General features: G+C 62.7%; 11 protein-coding genes. 10 read left to right on the top strand and 1 reads right to left on the bottom strand.

Going from position 1 to position 18927, the window contains the following annotated elements; genetic code table 11:
* Positions 1-533: 533 nt before the first annotated feature.
* Entirely contained in the window at positions 534-5390 is a 4857-nt protein-coding gene (locus KUIN1_RS08965; protein ID WP_116831058.1) for an NAD-glutamate dehydrogenase, read from the bottom strand.
* A 367-nt stretch (positions 5391-5757) separates the two neighbouring features.
* On the opposite strand from KUIN1_RS08965, the gene KUIN1_RS08960 reads away from it, so the two are divergent.
* The 10 genes from KUIN1_RS08960 to KUIN1_RS08915 all read left to right on the top strand — a co-directional run bounded on the left by KUIN1_RS08960 (position 5758) and on the right by KUIN1_RS08915 (position 18869).
* Positions 5758-6117: a hypothetical protein gene (locus KUIN1_RS08960; RefSeq protein ID WP_152091942.1), complete on the top strand. Its 360-nt coding sequence runs from the start codon at positions 5758-5760 to the stop codon at positions 6115-6117.
* A 47-nt stretch (positions 6118-6164) separates the two neighbouring features.
* The gene (locus KUIN1_RS08955; RefSeq protein ID WP_024640811.1) at positions 6165-6911 is read left to right on the top strand and encodes an amidohydrolase family protein; all 747 of its coding nucleotides are present in this window, start codon (positions 6165-6167) and stop codon (positions 6909-6911) included.
* 209 nt (positions 6912-7120) lie between these two features.
* Positions 7121-8080, top strand: coding sequence for an AAA family ATPase (locus KUIN1_RS08950; RefSeq protein ID WP_003342804.1), 960 nt, complete (start codon positions 7121-7123; stop codon positions 8078-8080).
* A 4-nt stretch (positions 8081-8084) separates the two neighbouring features.
* Positions 8085-9029, top strand: a complete 945-nt coding sequence (locus tag KUIN1_RS08945) for a DUF58 domain-containing protein (protein ID WP_003318876.1) — start codon at positions 8085-8087, stop codon at positions 9027-9029.
* Complete coding sequence (locus KUIN1_RS08940; RefSeq protein WP_003406538.1) at positions 9026-9520, top strand: DUF4381 domain-containing protein; 495 nt, start codon at positions 9026-9028, stop codon at positions 9518-9520. Before KUIN1_RS08945 ends, KUIN1_RS08940 begins: the two co-directional genes overlap by 4 nt.
* Positions 9513-10571 (top strand): vWA domain-containing protein, encoded by a 1059-nt coding sequence (locus tag KUIN1_RS08935; protein ID WP_003406537.1) that lies wholly within the window; start codon positions 9513-9515, stop codon positions 10569-10571. The genes KUIN1_RS08940 and KUIN1_RS08935 overlap by 8 nt, the downstream gene beginning before the upstream one ends.
* Entirely contained in the window at positions 10568-12286 is a 1719-nt protein-coding gene (locus KUIN1_RS08930; protein ID WP_011267198.1) for a VWA domain-containing protein, read from the top strand. The genes KUIN1_RS08935 and KUIN1_RS08930 overlap by 4 nt, the downstream gene beginning before the upstream one ends.
* Positions 12283-13941: a BatD family protein gene (locus tag KUIN1_RS08925; protein ID WP_011267197.1), complete on the top strand. Its 1659-nt coding sequence runs from the start codon at positions 12283-12285 to the stop codon at positions 13939-13941. The genes KUIN1_RS08930 and KUIN1_RS08925 overlap by 4 nt, the downstream gene beginning before the upstream one ends.
* Positions 13942-13983: 42 nt before the next feature.
* Positions 13984-15228: an exonuclease SbcCD subunit D C-terminal domain-containing protein gene (locus KUIN1_RS08920; protein ID WP_003406534.1), complete on the top strand. Its 1245-nt coding sequence runs from the start codon at positions 13984-13986 to the stop codon at positions 15226-15228.
* Positions 15225-18869 carry an AAA family ATPase gene (locus KUIN1_RS08915; RefSeq protein ID WP_116886283.1) on the top strand — a complete coding sequence of 1215 codons (3645 nt, stop codon included), beginning with the start codon at positions 15225-15227 and terminating at the stop codon, positions 18867-18869. The genes KUIN1_RS08920 and KUIN1_RS08915 overlap by 4 nt, the downstream gene beginning before the upstream one ends.
* Positions 18870-18927: the final 58 nt, after the last annotated feature.

Genomic DNA, 18927 nt, shown 5'->3' with positions numbered 1-18927 from the left:
GGACGAAGTGCTTACAGTACCGCCCCAGACATGGGGTGAAGGCCTACTGGCGGCATAACCTGTTCAGCCCTTGATGACGGGGTTATTCGTCACTTAATAGGCTTCAGCTGACTCCTGCACGCTCATCCCGTCGCCTCTCGACGCTCGGTAGCACAATGGCAAGCGTGCAGATCTCCCAAGGTAATTCGCGCGACCTTTCTGCTTGTGCCTGTCGGAGTCACAGCGTCCGTGCAAGTATCGGGCTTTGACGATTGTGGCCGCCTTACCCCGCTGTGCCGCCCCATCCGCCTCCTGTTCATCAGGCCAGCATTTTGCCTCGGGCTTCCTTCAGATTCGCAGTCACCCGCGACACCCTTGCCTCCGACTAACACTTCCCCTTGCCGGGTGTGTAGAGAACTTGCACCTTAAAGTCACCAGCGTGGTCACCACAGCCAAGCTGGTTGCGCTTAGGCGCAACGCGCCATGCTTGGCGCACCACAAAAAAACCGCATCTCTCGATGCGGTTTTTTATGGATCAACCTGTTACAAGCGGATCAGACCGTGATGCCCTGCCCGCTCATAGCCAGGTCCAGCAGTTCGCGGTTGGCAACGGCATACATGGCGTAATCCGTGCCGCTTGCCGCACGCAACTCGACCAGCATGGCACGCCAGCGCTCGACCATCAGTGTGTGCTGCTCCAGCCACAGAGCCAGACGCGCATCGATTTCCGAAGGACCGTCGGCCATCTGCAGAACCGACACGGTAATCGCCCGCTGTTGCCAGTCGACATCGTCACGGAACGCTTCACGCGCAAGCGCCTGCCAGTTGTTTTCCACCGGCAGACTGCTGATCTGCTGCAAGTACCAGGTAATGTCCAGTGCGCTGCCGACGGCGAAGTACGCCTTGGCCACGTCCGCAGCGTTCTGCCCGGTGACGTCGGAGGCTTCGATGATCGGCAACAGCGTATACAGGTGCGTCGTACCGGCGACCATGCGCGCCAGCAGTTCCGGCACACCGGCTTCGACATAGGCCTGATAACGGGTCTGCCAGATCTCGCGGGTCGGGCCTTCCAGCAGTTCGTCAAGCTTGAGACCCAGTGCAGCGAGGTGCGGACCGAAGTGCGCTACGTCACGACCAGCGTCCAGCTCGTTGCGACGGCTGCGCAGGAACCAGCGTGTGGCACGACGCCCCAGGCGCATCAGCTCATCCATCAACGCCAGCTGGATTTCGGCCGAAACCTTGTAGTCCAGCGCCTCGATCTGACGGAACCAGTGCGGCAGGTGGAAGATGTCACGCACGATCACGTAGGCCCCGGCCACCGCAGCAGCGCTCATGCCGGTCGACTCCTTGAGCCGCTGCACGAAGGTGATGCCCATGTGGTTGACCAGATCGTTGGCGATCTGCGTGCTGACGATCTCGCGCTTCAGGCGGTGGCCGCGCATGGCCGTGGAAAACTTGGCGCCCAGCGAAGGCGGGAACGCGGTTTCCATATCACGCGCCAGATAATCGTCATCCGGCACACGGGATTCCAGCAACGCTTCCTTGAGGTCGATCTTGCTGTACGAGATCAACACCGACAGTTCGGCACGACTCAAGCCCTGCTTGGCCGCAATCCGCTCGGCAATCTGCTCTTCAGCAGGCAGGAACTCGATGGCACGATCAAGCTTGCCACGCGCCTCCAGGTCACTCATCAGGCGCTTGTATTCGGCAATCCGCTCGTAAGCACGACGGGCTGCCAGCGACAACGCCTGGGTCTGCTTGTAGTTGTTGCCCAGCACCAGGTGGCCGACTTCGTCGGTCATGCTCTCGAGCAACTGATTGCGCTGCTTCTCGGTCATGTCACCGGCCTGCACCACTTCGTTGAGCAGGATCTTGATGTTCACTTCGTGGTCGGAGCAGTCCACACCGCCTGCGTTGTCGATGAAGTCGGTGTTGGTCGCTCCGCCATTGAGGCCGAACTCGACACGGCCCAGCTGGGTCATGCCCAGGTTGCCGCCCTCGCCCACCACCTTGCAACGCAGCTCGTTGCCGTCGACGCGCAGTGCATCGTTGGCCTTGTCGCCCACATCGGCGTGCGACTCTTCGCTGGACTTCACGTAGGTGCCGATACCGCCGTTCCACAACAGATCGACCGGTGCCTTGAGCAGCGCATGCAGCAGTTCGGTCGGGGTCAGCTTGTCGGCCTTGATGTCGAAGCGCGCCTTCATCTGTTCGGTGATGGCGATACTCTTCAGGCTGCGCGGGAAGATCCCGCCGCCAGCGGACATGATGCTGGTGTCGTAGTCGGTCCAGGACGAGCGCGGCAGATTGAACAGGCGCTGACGCTCTGCAAAGCTGCTGGCCGGGTCCGGGTTCGGATCGATGAAGATGTGCAGGTGGTTGAATGCTGCGACCAGTTGCAGCTTGTCAGACATCAGCAGGCCGTTGCCGAACACGTCACCGGCCATGTCGCCGATACCGATCACGCTGATGCTGTCCTGCTGCACATTGATGTCGCGTTCACGGAAGTGACGCTGCACGCCCACCCATGCGCCCTTGGCGGTGATGCCCATCTTCTTGTGATCGTAACCGGCAGAACCACCGGAAGCGAAGGCGTCACCCAGCCAGAAGCCGTAGTCGATGGCAATGCCGTTGGCGATGTCGGAGAACGTCGCCGTGCCCTTGTCGGCGGCCACCACCAGATACGGGTCATCGTCGTCATGACGCACAACGTTGACCGGCGGCACCAGCGCGCCTTCCTTGAGGTTGTCGGTGATGTCCAGCAGCCCGGAGATGAAGATGCGGTAGCAGGCGATTGCCTCGGCCTGCACTTCGTCGCGGTTGCCGGTGGTCGGCAGGCGACGCGGCACGAAGCCGCCCTTGGCACCTACCGGCACAATCACCGAGTTCTTCACCTGCTGGGCTTTTACCAGGCCCAGCACTTCGGTACGGAAGTCTTCCTCGCGGTCCGACCAGCGCAGGCCGCCACGCGCCACGTTGCCGAAGCGCAGATGCACACCTTCGACACGCGGCGAATAGACGAAGATTTCAAACTTGGGCACCGGCTTGGGCAGTTCGGGAATCAGGCGCGGGTTGAACTTGAAGCTGAAATAGCTCTTGCTCTGCCCGTTGGCATCGGCCTGATAGAAGTTGGTCCGCAGCGTGGCTTTGATCAGGTCCAGATAACGACGCAGGATGCGGTCTTCGTTGAGCACCTGCACGTCGTCCAGCGCAGTCAGAATGGCCTGTTCCAGACGCAGCTGCTTGTCGTCGAGATCGTCGGAACCGAGCTTGCGCGCCAGATAGAACCGGGTCTTGAACAGACGCGTCAGCTCGCGGGCGATGTCGGTGTGGTTGTTCAGCGTGGTGGCGATGTAGCCCAGATCGAAGCCCAGACGAATCTGCTTCAGATAACGCGCATAAGCCCGCAGCAGCGCCACGTCACGCCATGGCAGACCGGCGGTGAGCACCAGGCGGTTGAACGCATCGTTTTCGGCATCGCCGCGCACGATGTGCACGAACGCATCCTGCAGGGTGTCATTGAGCTGCTGGATATCGAGGTTCAGACCTTCGCCGTAAGTGAAGGCGAAATCGTGAATCCAGAACTCGCGACCGTTGGCATGATGCAGGCGGTACGGGAACTCGCCCAGCACGCGCAGGCCGAGGTTTTCCAGAATCGGCAACACATCGGACAAGGCCAGCGGTGTATCGGCGTGATACAGCTTGCAATGCAATTGCTGGCGGCCACCGGCCAGTGGCTGGTAGAAGCTCATCACCAGCGGATTGGCTTCGCTGAGGCTCAGTACGTGCTGCATATCGACGACTGCCGAATGCGCCGCAAAGCGCTCGCGATATCCGGCCGGGAAGCCTTTCGGGAAGTCGGCCAGCACGTTGGTGCCGTGCGCTTCACCGAAGCTTTCAACCACCAGACTGGCGTAGTCGTCCTTCCACGAACGGCACGCCTGAATGACTTCGTTTTCCAGCTGGGCGACGTCGATGTCCAGATTGATCTTCGGGTCCACGCGCAGAATCAACTGCACCCGCGCCAGCACCGATTCGGAGAAGAACGTCCAGAACTCGCAATCGCTGGCCTTGAGGCGGTCCATCAGGACCTGCTGAATCTTCTGGCGTACTTCGGTGGAATATACGTCGCGTGGCACATAGGCCAGGCAGTAGCAGAACCGGCCGTACGGGTCCTTGCGCAGGAACACGCGAATCTTGTTGCGCTCCTGAATCTGCACGATGGACATGACCGTGGTGAACAATTCGTCCACCGGCGTCTGGAACAGGTCGTCACGTGGCAGCACTTCGACCACCTGCGCCAGCTCCTTGCCCAGGTGCGCCTTGGCGTCGAAGCCGGAGCGACGCTCGACCTCGGCGACCTTGCGACGGATGTACGGAATCTGCCGCACGCTCTCGCCATACACCGACGAGGTGTACAGGCCCATGAAGCGACATTCCTTGATGACCTTGCCCGACGCGTCGATCTGCCGGATCGAAACGTAATCCGGATAAGCCGGGCGGTGCACGCGGCTTGGATGCGCCGCCTTGGCAAACGACAGCAGCACCGGTTCCTGCAGGTATTTCACCGCGTAATCTTCGATGTGCAGTTCTTCGCGGGTCAGGCCGGGGCGCAGCAGTCGGGTCAGCCCCAGGAAAGACGACTCGTCGTAGACCAGCTGGCCGCCTTCGGCGTCGTTGCGCACTTCGAACTCTTCGTAGCCGAGGAAGGTGAAGTGGTTGTCTACCAGCCATTGCAGGAAGACTTTGATCTCGGCCTTTTCCTCGACATCGGTGTTGGACTCGTTGGCATCGATACTGGCCAGCAGTTCGTGCAGACGCGCTTTCATCGGCCCGAAATCTTCGACGACGGCGCGTACTTCGCCAAGCACCTGCTCCAGCTCGCGCGCCAGCACGTTCAACTCGCTGACATTGGCGCAGCGGTCGATCTCCAGGTACATCAGCGATTCCTGCAGCACGTCGTCGCCGGTGCTGCCCTTGGGCAGCAGCTCGAGCAATTCGCCAGCAGCGCCGCGACGCACGCTCAGCACGGTGGTCTGCAGGGTGTGGATGCTGTAGCCGCGGCGGTTCAGCTCGGTACGTACGGAGTCGACCAGGAACGGCAGGTCATGATGCAGCACTTCAACGGCAGTATGAGTCGATTGCCAGCCGTGGCGCTCGTAATCGGGGTTGTAGACACGGACCTGCGGGTGAGCATGTTCGAAACGCTCCAGCAGGCGCCACGCGGACAAGGTGCAGCCTGCCAGGTCGGAAAGCCGCCGCTGGGTGAGTTCGTCGAGGGAAATGATGCCGAAGAATTGCTCGGCGAACAGCGCCACTTGTGGCAGTGCCTGTTCGCTGATGTGCTGAGCCAGTGCCGCTTGCAGTTGATGCTGGAAGTCGGCCTTGCTGGCTGCGGTGAAGAACGCCATCTGTGGTACTCCGCTTTGGCTTTTATTGGGGAGGCTTGAAGAAGGTGTTGAAACCGGTGTGCCCTTGCAGTCAATCGCGTGGGCATCACCTGATCGAGTGTAAAGCTAAAGTAGTAACGCGCGCTGTGTCAGGGTAGTCACATTTGTATATCGCGGTGAAAAAACGCTACGCGCACCCGACACCGTACACCACTCGTCTGTCATGCAGCTTAACGAGAGCTGAGCGCACACTGCTTACGAGGCTGCGACATATTCGGTCATCAGGTCGCGATACACTGCGTACGATGGTGCCAATATCGCCCGACATAATTTGCCCGGGACTGGCAAAATCCCCTCACGCCTTACCTGGACAGACCCGGAGCCACCCATGCAAATCAAGACCGCCAGCCTCATCGCCAACCCGTGCGACGACGAATACGACGATATGGCACTGCTCTGCTGCCACGCAGAAAACGGCATGCTGTTTTCCCTGACCCGTTTCCCGAACGAGAACGAAGTGGAAATCACCGTCAGCGACGACAAGTCACTGAACGTGTCCAGCCTGAAGGTCACCTTCAGTGCCGAGCGCCTGCTGGTGGAAATCGAACCGCAGGACGCCAAGCAGCTCGATGGCCACCATCAGTACGAAATTCTCCATGCCACCGACGCAGGCGAGTTGCAGGACGTTCACCAGACGTTACAGATCATTCTCGAAAACGTCGGTGAGTACACCAGCACAATCAGCTGATGGGCAAAAAGCGCTAAAGTGAGCACTTCGCCAAACAGGAGTGTGTCATGAACCGCATTTTCGACGCCCACTGCCACATCATCGATCCTGGTTTCCCGCTGATCGCCAATAACGGTTATCTGCCGGAGCCGTTCGCTGTCAGTGACTACCTTGCGACGGTCCAGCCGCTGGGCGTTAAGGGCGGCGCGGTGGTATCGGGCTCCTTTCAGGGTTTTGATCAGGGCTATCTGCTCCAGGCGCTGCGTCTGCTGGGACCGGGCTTCGTCGGTGTCACGCAATTGCCCGCCAGCGTCACCGATGCGGAACTGGACACCCTGAATGCCGCAGGCGTGCGCGCCTTGCGCTTCAACCTCAAGCGCGGCGGCTCGGAGCAGCTCGACCAGCTGGAGGCCCTGGCCGTGCGTGTCCATGAGCACGCAGGCTGGCACTCCGAGCTGTACATCGACTCGCGGGAACTGGCGCCCATCGAAACACGCCTGCGCAAACTCCCGGCCATCAGTATTGATCATCTGGGGCTGAGTGCCGAAGGGCTGCCCGTGGTGCTGCGCCTTGCCGAGCACGGCGTACGCGTCAAGGCCTGTGGTTTCGGGCGTGTGGACTTTCCGGTGCGCGAGGCCCTCAGGGATATCCACGCCGCCAACCCGAATGCCCTGATGTTCGGCACCGACCTGCCGTCGACCCGCGCACCCCGTCCCTTCCGGCCCGACGATATCGACCTGTTGATCGACGCACTGGGCGAAAGCGGCGCTCGTCAGGCGCTGTGGGATAACGCGGCGAGCTTCTATCGACTCTGACGCCGCGGCTCCGGGAGCCCGAGCCAGTCGTCCTACATGGACACCCATGGATCATGTAGGACAATACCTGCATAAATGACAGGCACTTCTCTAAATGCAATAAAAAACGCGGGAGTCGTTAGTCGATAGCTGCCCGGATGGATTAAAGTATCGCCCCCAGCTCAGCAGTCATCAGACACCGCTGTTCGCCCTGCCAGGAACCGTCACCGATGGAACATCGTGAAGCGCTGATTGCGCTGCGAACTTTTCTTTCAACGCAGATCCTTGGCCAGGAAAAGCTGATCGAACGTCTGCTCATCGCCCTGCTTGCCGACGGCCACATGCTGGTCGAAGGCGCTCCCGGCCTGGCCAAGACCAAGGCGATCAAGGAGCTGGCAGAAGGTATCGAAGCCCAGTTCCACCGCATTCAATTCACCCCCGACCTGCTGCCTGCCGACATCACCGGTACGGAAATCTATCGCCCGGAAACCGGCAGCTTCGTGTTCCAGCAAGGGCCGATCTTCCACAACCTGGTGCTGGCCGACGAAATCAACCGTGCGCCGGCCAAGGTCCAGTCGGCGCTGCTCGAAGCCATGGCCGAACGGCAGGTCAGTGTCGGGCGCAGCACCTACGACCTGTCGCCGCTGTTTCTGGTCATGGCGACCCAGAACCCTATCGAGCAGGAAGGCACCTACCCGCTGCCCGAAGCCCAGCTCGACCGTTTTCTGATGCACGTCAAGATCGGCTTCCCGGATGCCGCCGTCGAACGCAAGATCCTTCAACAGGCGCGTGGCGAAGCCTTGAATGGCGAAACCAAGCCGGAGCGCCGCGTCAGCCAGCAGGCGATCTTCGCCGCACGCAAGGAAATCCTTGGCCTGTACATGGCCGATGCGGTCGAGGAATACCTGGTGCAACTGGTCATGGCCACCCGCACCCCGGCCAAGTTCGACCCGGAACTGGCCGAATGGATTGCCTACGGTGCCAGCCCGCGGGGTTCCATCTCGCTGGACCGCTGCGCCCGTGCGCATGCCTGGCTGGCCGGACGTGACTTCGTCAGCCCTGAAGACATTCAGGCGGTGCTGTTCGATGTCTTGCGCCACCGGGTCATCCTGTCGTTCGAGGCCGAAGCTGCGGGTATCGATCAGGATCGCGTGATTCAGCGCATCCTCGACGTCGTGGCCGTCGCCTGAGCCCATGCAACCCTACCTGATCCCCCAGCCGGGCATCCGCGTCAGCCTCAGCGAGCTGATCGAGATGCGTCATCGGGTGCGGGAAGTGCAGCTGTTTTCCACCCCGAGCCAGCGCAGCCCGCTGATCGGCCTGCACCATTCCAAGCTGCGCGGGCGTGGCGTGGATTTCGATCAGGTGCGGGTCTATCAGGCCGGTGACGACGTGCGCAGCATCGACTGGCGCGTGACGGCACGTACGCAGGAGCCGCACACCAAGCTGTTTCATGAGGAACGCGAACGGCCCATTTTTATCCTGGTGGAACAGAGCCGACGGCTGTTCTTCGGCTCCGGCCTGATGTTCAAGTCGGTACTCGCCGCTCAGGCGGCGGCGCTGATCGGCTGGGCGGCGCTGGAACACAATGACCGGGTCGGCGGGTTGGTGTTCGGCGATAACGAACACTACGAGATCAAGCCCCGGCGCAGCAAACAAAGCCTGCTGCAACTGCTCAACCGGCTGGTGCGGGTCAATCAGTCGTTGCATACCGAGATTCCGCCAGACCGCGATGCGTTCGGCACTGCGCTGCGTCGTGCCCGGGAAGTGCTGCGCCCCGGCAGTCTGGTCATCGTCCTGTGCGACGAGCGCGCCCTGTCCGATGCCGCCGAACAACAACTGAGCCTGCTGTCACGCCACAGCGACCTGCTGTTGCTGCCGCTGTCCGACCCACTGGACCGCGCCCTGCCCGCTGCCGGTCTGCTGCGCTTTGCCGAGCGCGGCGCGCAACTGGAGATCGATACGCTCAACCCCGAGCTGCGCCGCGCCTATCGGCAACAGGGCGAGGAGCGCACGGCGCGTTGGGAGTTGCTGGCGCAGAAGCTGCGGGTATTGCTCATGCCATTGAGCACTCAGGCGGAGCTCGTCGAACAACTGCGCGAATACCTCAATGCGCGTCGTCCGGTGAAGCGCAAATGAATCCCCTCGATCAGCTGGAGCCACTGATTGCGCCCGAAGCCGTCGGCTTCTGGCCGCTTGCGCCGGGCTGGTGGCTGCTGCTGTTGCTGATCCCCGTGGCGGGCTGGGGCCTGTGGCGCTTGCGCAAACTGCTGCCGGCCAAAGCTCGCAAGGTGCGCAGCGAACAGCCGCTGGACCCGGTTCGCCTCGCCGCGCTGGCAGAACTGGCGAGCCTGCCGAAACCCTACGACGGCGCGCCGGCCGGTGCCTGGCTGCAGCAGATCAACGGCCTGCTCAAGCGCCTGTGCCGTAACCACTACCCGCACAGCCAGAGCCATACCCTCAACGGCCGCAAATGGCTGGCGTTCCTCGACAACCGCTGCCCGGCTGCCGGTCTGACGCGCTGGATGATCCTGGTCGAAGGCGCTTACAAGCCCGAGTGCAAACTGGACGACAAGGCCATCACCGGCCTGACTCAGGCGGTCGATACCTGGATTCGCAAACATGTTTGAGTTCGCCTGGCCGTGGGCTTTCGTGCTGCTGCCTTTGCCGTGGCTGATGCGCGCCCTGCTGCCCATGGCCGACAGCGGCGAGCCGGCGCTCAAGGTCAGCTTTCTCAGTGAACTCGAAGGCCTGAGCGGTCGCCGCGCCAAAGCCAATCTGCCGGTCTGGAGACAGCGTGCGCCGTTTCTGTTGATCTGGCTGTTGCTGCTGATCGCCACAGCGCGACCGCAGTGGCTGGGCGAGCCACTGCCGGTCGCCGCCAGTGGCCGCGATCTGCTGGTGGCGGTCGACGTGTCCGGCTCGATGGACTACCCGGACATGCAATGGAAAAGCGATGAAGTCAGCCGGCTGGTGCTGGTGCAACAACTGCTCGGTGACTTTCTCGAGGGCCGCAAGGGCGACAGGGTCGGCCTGATCCTGTTCGGCACCCAGGCGTTTGTCCAGGCGCCACTCACCTATGACCGCCGCACCGTGCGGGTCTGGCTCGACGAGGCGAGGATAGGCATTGCCGGCAAGAACACTGCGCTGGGCGATGCGATCGGCCTGGCCCTGAAACGTCTGCGTATGCGTCCGGCCACCAGTCGTGCGCTGGTGCTGGTCACCGACGGCGCCAACAACGCCGGTCAGATCGATCCGGTCACCGCTGCACGACTGGCTGCCGAAGAAGGCGTAAAAATCTACGCCATCGGCATCGGCTCGGACCCGGACAAAGACGCGCTGCAAAGCGTGCTGGGCCTCAACCCCAGCCTTGATCTGGACGAACCGACGCTCAAGGAAATCGCCAGCCTCAGCGGTGGCCAGTACTTCCGCGCGCGCGATGGCGATCAGCTGGAAAAGATCCGCGCCACCCTCGATGCCTTGGAGCCGGTTGCACAGCAGCCCACCCAGGCGCGCCCGGCGCAAGCGCTTTATCAATGGCCACTGGCGACAGCCCTGTTGTTGAGTGTGCTGCTGGTGCTGCGCGAGTTATGGCCGAACAACGCACTGCAACGCCTGCTGGCGGTGGTGCGTTCCATCAACTGGCGCGAGCGCTGCAAAAGCCTGTGGAGGTCGCGATGATCAGCGGACTCTGGCCGCACTGGTTTCGCCCGGAATGGCTGCTGATCACGCCCTTGCTGGCGCTGCTGATCTGGCGACTCTGGCACCGGCAGAAACGCGCCGGACGCTGGCAAATGCTTCTGCCCACTCACTTTCATGAGGTGTTGCTCAACGGCGGGCGCGGCAGCAACAGCAAACTGCCATGGATCGCGCTGGGGCTCGCCTGGTTGCTGGCCCTTTTCGCCTTGCTGGGCCCCAGTTGGCAGCGCGTCGAACAGATCAGCCAGAAACCGGTCGATCCATTGGTGGTGATTCTCGAGCTCACCCCGCAGATGCTCGCCACCGACACGCCGCCTACCCGCCTGGAACAGGCCAGACGCAAGCTGCTGGACCTGTTGCAAAAACGCAGCGATGCACAGACCGCCATCGTCGTCTACGCAGGCAGCGCACACACCCTGGTGCCGCTGTCCGATGATCTGGTCACCAGCCACAACCTGCTGGAAGCCATCAGACCGTCGATCATGCCGGTGACCGGCCAGCGCGCCGATCTGGCCGTGCAGAAAGCGCTGCACCTGCTCAAACAGGGCGCATTGGGTCAGGGGCGGATTCTGCTGATCACCTCGTCGCTGAGCGAACAGGAACGTCAGGGCATCCGCGCCGCGTTGCGCGGGCAATCGCCGCCGCTGTTGATTCTCGGGGTCGGCACAGCGGAAGGCGCACCGGTCACGCAGGAAAACGGCAGCCTGCTCAAGGATGATCAAGGTGCGATTCTGGTGCCGCGTCTGGACAGTACCAGCCTCAACGACTTCGCCGATCAGGTGGGTGGCAGCTATCGTCAGGCACGCGGCGATGAAGAAGACTTGCGCAGCCTCGGTCTGCTGGCCAGCCCCCGACACATGACCCGCGACGGTCAGGTCGTGCAGCTCGACACTTGGGCTGACCAGGGCCACTGGTTGCTGCTGCCGCTGTTGCTGATCGCGGCACTGGCCGGCCGGCGCGGCTGGCTGTTCTGCCTGCCGCTGCTGTTCATGTTTCCGCAGAACAGCCAGGCGTTCGAGTTTCAGGACCTGTGGCTGCGTCCCGACCAACAGGGCCAGCGCCTGCTGGAACAGCATCGGCCGGCCGAGGCCGCGCAGCGCTTCGAAGACTCGCGCTGGAAAGGCGTGGCGTTGTACCAGGCGCAAGACTACGCCAGCGCCGCCCGGCAGTTTGCCGAAGGCAACAGCGCCGCCGACCACTACAATCGTGGCAATGCCCTGGCCCGCAGCGGTGAGCTGGCAGCGGCACTGGATGCCTACGAGCAGGCCCTGGACCGACAACCCGACTTCCCTGCGGCGCAAACCAATCGGGCGCTGGTGCAAGGCCTGCTGGATCAGGCCGATGAGCAGAAGCCTGCCCAGGATGAACAGAACAAGGCCGATCAGGGCGAAGAAGGTCAGCAGGCGTCGCAAGACCCCAACAGCAGCGCATCACCCGCCGAGCAGAACCCGTCCCGATCGGATCAACCCGGCACCAGCGAAAGCCTGCCGCCAGACACCAGTGGTAAGGCCACCTCGGGCGAGTCGACCGACGACGAACAGACCACCCGCCCGCCGCTACAGTCCGCCGACAGCCCCATGACCGGCGAGCGGCGTCAGGAACTGGAGCAGTGGCTGAGGCAGATTCCGGATGATCCGGGCGAACTGTTGCGGCGCAAATTTCGCTACGAACAGCAACATCAGGAAAAGACCCGATGAGTCGCGTGTACACCTTATTGATCAGCCTGCTGCTGAGCCTGGTCACCTTGTCGCTGCAGGCTGCGCAACTGACCGCCAGCGTTGACCGCACGCGCCTCAACGCCGGGGAAACCGTCGAACTGACGCTGGAAACAGACGATGTGACGCAGTTCGGCAAACCGGACATGAGCGCGCTGGAAAGCAGTTTCGAGGTGCGTGACACGCGTCAGCTCAACAGCCTGAAAACCCTGGATGGCAGCAGCCAGGCCACGACGCGCTGGATCGTCACTCTGCTGCCCCGCGAGACCGGAAGCGTGTTGATTCCGTCGCTGCAACTGGGCGAACTGAAAAGCCAGCCGCTGACCCTGCAGGTCCTGCAGAGCGAACCCCAGGAGCCAGGCAACCATCTGGCATCGATCTTCATCGAAGCGAGCCTGGATCAGGACAGCGTGTATGTTCAGGCCCAGGCCGTGCTGACCCTGCGCGTCTACCACTCGGTGTCACTGTTCGACGACAGCAGCCTGAGCCCGCTGCAAGTGCCGGACGCACGGGTCGAAAAACTGGGTGATTCGCGCACCTACGAAAAGCTGATCAACGGTGTGCGCCATGGGGTGATCGAGACACGCTACGCGATCTACCCGCAGCAGAGCGGCGTACTGAAGATACCGGCGCAAGTGTTCAGTGCCACGCTGGTGCAGACGCCTGCCGAGGGTTCGCAAGCCCAGGACAGCAATCCGTTCGGCCCGCAGCCGGGCCGATCGGTGCGGGTCAAATCCGCCGAAGTACCGTTGACCGTCAAGCACAAGCCTGCCGACTACCCGGCCGATGTCGCCTGGCTGCCGGCACGCAGTATCAATCTGGAAGAAAACTGGAGCCCGGAGCCCGGTACTACGCAGGTCGGCGATTCGCTGACCCGCACCCTGACGCTCAAGGCCGAAGGGCTGGCCGGCGCGCAACTGCCGCCCCTGCCGCCCACGGAAGTACCCGGCCTGCGGCGTTACCCGGATCAGCCACAACTGCGCAACCTGCCCAGCGAACGCGGCCTGATCGGCACGCGCGAAGAACGCGAAGCCCTGGTGCCCGCCCGCGCCGGCGCAATCGACCTGCCTGCGGTTGAAGTGACCTGGTGGAACACCCGCGAAGATCATCTGGAGCACAGCAGCCTGCCCGCGCGCACCCTGCAGATCAGCAGCAACCCCGGTCTGGCGGTGGACACGCCGGTGAACAACGACATGAGCGGTGTGACCGTGATCGGCCCGCCAGTCTGGCCGTGGCAGATGAGCACATTGCTGCTGGCCTGCACCACCCTGCTCGGTTTCGGCCTGTGGTGGCGCGCCCGTGGACAGCCGGCAATCGCCCGGGCCGTGCAGACCGGGCCCAGCCCGCGTACCGTACTCGATGACCTCAAACGCGCCTGCCTGGCCAACGACCCGCAGGGCACCCGTCAGGCGCTCGACGCCTGGGCACGTCAGCAGCCGGAAACCCTGGCCGAAATGGCCGCGCGTTTCGTGCCGCTGTCCGATGCTCTGGACGGTCTCAACGGTGCGCTGTACAGCGAAACCGGCAAGCTGTGGCTGGGCGAGGACCTCTGGCGCGCGGTGCGCAAACTGCCCGCCGCCGAACATATTCAGGACCCGGCAGGTGATGCCGGGTTGCCGCCGCTGTATCCCAAGTAAGGATGCAGCTCAGGCAACACCCCTATACGACAAGGTAAACCAATGCGTCTGTTTCACACCTCTGACTGGCACCTGGGTCAGAACCTGCACGGCCAGGAGCGGGATTTCGAACACGCCTGCTTCCTGACCTGGCTGCTGGCCCGTCTGGCCGACCGTAAACCGGATGTACTGTTGATCGCGGGCGACATCTTCGACACCGTCAACCCGCCGGTCAAAGCGCAGGAGCGCCTGTACGACTTCATCGTCAACGCCCACGAACAGCAGCCATTGCTGACCATCGTGATGATCGCCGGCAACCATGACTCCGGCTCGCGTATCGAACTTCCCGCCCCGCTGATGCGCCGCTTGCGCACTCACGCGCTGGGCCGGGTGATGTGGCTGGACGACGGCGTGCTGGATGCCGAACGCCTGCTGTTGCCATTGCCAGACGCCAATGGCGACATCAAGGCCTGGTGCCTGGCGCTGCCCTTCCTGCGTCCCGCCGAAGTCACCGGCCCGACCCTGGGCGATGACTACCTGCGTGGCATCGGCCGGGTGCATGAGCTGCTGATCGCGGCGGCTGACCTCAAGCGCCAGCCCGGTCAGGCATTGATAGCCATCAGCCACGCCCACATGGCAGGCGGCTCGGTCTCGGAAGACTCCGAGCGCAGCCTGATCATCGGCAACGCCGAAGCCCTGCCGGCCAGCCTGTTCGGGCCGAGCATCACCTATGTTGCGCTGGGCCACCTGCACAAACCGCAGCGGGTCAACGGCGAAGAGCGCATTCGCTACAGCGGCTCGCCGATCCCGCTGTCCTTTTCGGAAATCAGCTACCAGCACCAGATTCTGGAGATCAATTGCGACGGCGAGACGCTGACCAGCGTCGAGCCGTTGCTGATCCCTCGCGCCGTCAACCTGCAACGCCTCGGGCCTGCACCATTGGCCGACCTGCTGGTGCAGCTCAAAGCATTGCCCGACATCGACCTGCTTGCCGACCCGGACCGCCAGCCGTGGCTGGAAGTGCGCGTGCGTCTGGATGAACCCCAGCCGGACCTGCGCAACCAGATCGAAAACGCCCTACAGGGCAAGGCCGTGCGGCTGGTGCGCATCGGTGCCGAATACGCCGGTAAAGGCAGCGCGGACGGCAGCGAGGGTGACGCCACGCTGATCGAACTGGACCAGCTCACGCCTCAGGAACTGTTCAGCCGTGCCTGGCAGGACAACTTCGGCAGCGAGGTCGACGAACAGACGCTGACCGATTTCGCCACGCTGCTGCGTGAAGTCCAGCAGGAGAGCGAGCAGCCATGAAAATTCTCGCCATTCGCCTGAAAAACCTGGCCTCGCTGGCCGGACCCTTTGAAATCGATTTCACTGCCGAGCCGCTGGCCAGCGCCGGACTGTTTGCCATCACCGGCCCGACTGGCGCGGGCAAAAGCACGCTGCTCGATGCCCTGTGCCTGGCGCTGTTCGGGGCGATTCCGCGGCTGAGTAATATTGGTCAGTCCAAGGTCCCGGACATCGACGGCGACATCACCACCAGCGACCCACGTACCCTGCTGCGCCGCGGCACGGGCAGCGGTTACGCCGAGGTGGACTTCATCGGCATTGATCAGCGGCGTTATCGCGCGCGCTGGGAAACCAATCGCGCGCGCGACAATGCGACCAAAAAGCTGCAGGCCAGCCGCCAGACCCTGACCGATCTGGACAGCGAGCAAATCCTCAGCAACCAGAGCAAACGCGAATTCGAGCAACTGATCGAAAACCGCCTGGGCCTGAACTTCGAGCAGTTCACCCGTGCCGTAATGCTTGCCCAGAGTGAGTTCAGCGCATTCCTCAAGGCGGATGACAAGGAACGCAGCGAACTGCTGGAAAAGCTCACCAACACCGCGATCTACAGCCAGCTCGGTCGACGCGCCTACAGTAAAAGCAAGGAAGCCGAAGACGCCCTGAAAACCCTGACCGCGCAGGCCAGCAACATCATCCCGCTGGCCCCGGAACTGCTGGCTGAACTGGAGCAGCGCCTGAGCGACGCGCAGCAACAGCTCAAGGCCCATCAGACACAGCAACGGCAACTGGAAATCAAACAGCAGTGGCTGACCGAGCTGCACCGTCTGCGTGACGAACAGCTCGCTGCCCAGGAAGCACTGAACAGTGCGCAACAGGCCTGGGACGACCACAGCGGTGCACGCCAGACCCTCGGCCAGCTGAAACGCCTGGGCCCGCAGCGCCATCGCTTCGCGCGTCGGGTCACACTGAACGCTCAGCTTGATCCGCTGGCTGAACAGATTCGCCAGCATCAGCAACAGCAGGCCTCGCTGCACGACCAGCAGCAACAGCTGGAAAGCCGCCGTACTCAGGCGCAGACCAGTCTGCTGGAAGCACAGCAAGCGCACAGCAGCGCCAAACCGCTGTTGCTGCAGGCTTTCGAAGCACAGAACACTCTGAACCACCTGGCCCAGGAACTGGCCAAGGCGTCCGACCTGCACCAGCAGAGCCAGCAGCTCTGCATCCAGGGCCAGACCAGCTTGCAAACCCTGCTCGATCAGCAACAGCAGGTGGCTCAACGTCTGGAGCGTATTGCCGGGCAACTGCAGCACAGCAGCGAACTGGCACCGCTGGCTCAGGCCTGGAACGCGTGGCGTGACCGGCTGAAATCCCTCACGCTGATCGCCAATCGTCTCAAGCACGGCCACAGTGAGCTGCCGGCGCTGCAGCAGCGTGCCAGCACTGCCGATCAGCAATTGACCGAGCAACGCAGCGCGCTGGAGTTGCTGTACCGCGAAGCCGATTGCGAAGTGGAGGCAGTGGCCGAGCAGGTGCAGATTCTCGGCAGCCTGTTGCAGGACAACCGCAAACAGCAACGTGCATTCGAGGAGCTGGCCCGTCTATGGGCCAGTCAGCAGGACGTCGACCGCCAGCTTGCCGACCTCTCCCAGCAACAGCAGAGCGCCCAGCAGCAACGCGAACAGCTCAATAGCGAAGGCCTTCGCGTTCGTGATGAACTGACCGTCGCCGAGCAGACCCTGACCGTCACCCGGCAACTGCTGGAGCGCCAGCGGCTGGCCCGCAGCGCCAGTGTCGAGGAGTTACGCGTGCAGTTGCAGGACGACCAGCCCTGCCCGGTCTGTGGCAGCATTGAACACCCCTGGCATCAGCCGGAGGCGCTGCTCGAAAGCCTCACGCAACACGACGACAACGAGCAGGCCAGCGCGCAGAAAGCCGTGGACCTGCTGACCGAGCAACGCAATCAGTTGCGTGAACAGGTCGGCGGCGTAATCGCCCGGCAGAAAGAGCTGCTGCGCCAGCATGAGCAGCTCACCGTGCGCCATCAGGCTTTGGCACCGGACCTGGAGTCACACCCCCTCGCCGCCCAATTGCTCGACCGCGACGCCGACAAGCGCGACACCTGGTTGAGCCAGCAATTGAGTCAACTGAGCGAAGTCATCATCCGTGACGAGCAACGTCAGCAAGCCTTGTTGACCCTGCAAAAAGACGCCGCCCGCCTGCAGCAGCAGCTTCAGGCGGCGACCGAAGCCAGCCAGACCGCTGCGGGTCATGTTGCCGAGCAGCTCAAACAACTGGAGGCCGACGGGCAGCGACTGGAAGAAGAACTGACGGCATTCACGCCGCTGGTATCACCGCAGGTGCTTGAAGGGCTGCGCAGTGATGCATCGGCGACCGTGCTGCAGCTCGAACAGCAGGTGACCCAGCGTCTCGATCAGCTGGAGCAGCAACACGAAGAGCAGCAAGAGCAAACCGAGCGTCAGCAGAAGATCGAGAAGCAGCAGGTCGAGCAGCAGACGCGTCTGCACCGCCAGACCGAACTGGCGCAGGAACTCACCCGGCTCGGCGAGCAACAGCAGACCAGTCAGCAGACGCTTGCCGGTCTGCTGGGCGACCACGCCAGCGCAGAGCAATGGCAGCAGACGCTGGAGCAGACCATCGAGCAGGCCAGGCAGGCGGAAAGTCTGGCGGCGCAGGCGCTGCAGGACATCCACAATCAGCTGATTCAACTGGCTGCCGAACTCAAGTCCGGACAGCAACAACAGCAGTCCCTGCAACAGGAACTGGCTGAACTTGATGTGCAGATCAGCGAATGGCGCGCTCAGCATCCTCAGCTGGACGATAGCGCGCTGGACACCTTGCTGACCTACGACGATGCGCATGTCGAGCAACTGCGTGTGCAATTGAATAGCACCGACAAGGCGCTGGAACAGGCAAAAGTGTTGCTGCAGGAACGCGATCAGCGTCTGCAACAGCATCAGGCGCAACACAGTGACCTGACCGACAGTGCGCAACTGGCGACAGCACTGCAACAGGCCCTTGAACTGTCGGCGCTCAGCGAGCAGCACTGCGCCGACCTGCGGGCCGAGCTCAGTGAAGATCAGCGCCGCCGCAACGCCAACAGCGAACTGCAGGCGCGCATCGCCGACGCCAACAGCGAATACCTGCGCTGGGCACGTCTGGCCTCATTGATCGGCTCGGCAGAAGGCGACAGGTTTCGCAAAATCGCCCAGGCCTACAACCTCGACTTGCTGGTCCATCACGCCAATGCGCAGCTCAGGCAACTGGTGCGCCGCTACCGCCTGAAACGCGGCGGCAGCATGCTCGGTCTACTGGTCATGGACACGGAAATGGGCGACGAACTGCGCTCGGTTCACTCGCTGTCCGGCGGGGAAACCTTCCTTGTCTCGCTGGCGCTGGCGCTGGGCCTCGCTTCCATGGCATCCAGCACCTTGCGCATCGAGTCACTGTTCATCGACGAAGGCTTCGGCAGCCTCGATCCGGAGTCGCTGCAACTGGCGATGGACGCTCTCGACGGCTTGCAGGCACAGGGTCGCAAGGTCGGCGTGATCTCCCACGTCCAGGAAATGCACGAACGAATCCCGGTGCAGATCAAGGTGCGTCGTCAGGGCAATGGATTGAGCACCATCGAGGTGGGGCACTGAGAGACCTGTGACGCGGAACGTGAGGCACGGCAGTTGACTATCGTTCCTCACGCTCCGC

It is taken from the genome of Pseudomonas sp. KUIN-1 (assembly GCF_009176725.1).
Taxonomy (GTDB): Bacteria; Pseudomonadota; Gammaproteobacteria; order Pseudomonadales; family Pseudomonadaceae; genus Aquipseudomonas; species Aquipseudomonas fragariae.
Note: the sequence above shows the minus strand (reverse complement) of the source record. Positions and strands in the feature narration are given on the sequence as shown.

Excerpts from the sequence above, each read along its gene's own strand:
- KUIN1_RS08965 (WP_116831058.1), bottom strand. The coding sequence starts at position 5,390 with ATGGCGTTCTTCACCGCAGCCAGCAAGGCCGACTTCCAGCATCAACTG.
- KUIN1_RS08960 (WP_152091942.1), top strand. The coding sequence starts at position 5,758 with ATGCAAATCAAGACCGCCAGCCTCATCGCCAACCCGTGCGACGACGAA.
- KUIN1_RS08955 (WP_024640811.1), top strand. The coding sequence starts at position 6,165 with ATGAACCGCATTTTCGACGCCCACTGCCACATCATCGATCCTGGTTTC.
- KUIN1_RS08950 (WP_003342804.1), top strand. The coding sequence starts at position 7,121 with ATGGAACATCGTGAAGCGCTGATTGCGCTGCGAACTTTTCTTTCAACG.
- KUIN1_RS08945 (WP_003318876.1), top strand. The coding sequence starts at position 8,085 with ATGCAACCCTACCTGATCCCCCAGCCGGGCATCCGCGTCAGCCTCAGC.
- KUIN1_RS08940 (WP_003406538.1), top strand. The coding sequence starts at position 9,026 with ATGAATCCCCTCGATCAGCTGGAGCCACTGATTGCGCCCGAAGCCGTC.
- KUIN1_RS08935 (WP_003406537.1), top strand. The coding sequence starts at position 9,513 with ATGTTTGAGTTCGCCTGGCCGTGGGCTTTCGTGCTGCTGCCTTTGCCG.
- KUIN1_RS08930 (WP_011267198.1), top strand. The coding sequence starts at position 10,568 with ATGATCAGCGGACTCTGGCCGCACTGGTTTCGCCCGGAATGGCTGCTG.
- KUIN1_RS08925 (WP_011267197.1), top strand. The coding sequence starts at position 12,283 with ATGAGTCGCGTGTACACCTTATTGATCAGCCTGCTGCTGAGCCTGGTC.
- KUIN1_RS08920 (WP_003406534.1), top strand. The coding sequence starts at position 13,984 with ATGCGTCTGTTTCACACCTCTGACTGGCACCTGGGTCAGAACCTGCAC.
- KUIN1_RS08915 (WP_116886283.1), top strand. The coding sequence starts at position 15,225 with ATGAAAATTCTCGCCATTCGCCTGAAAAACCTGGCCTCGCTGGCCGGA.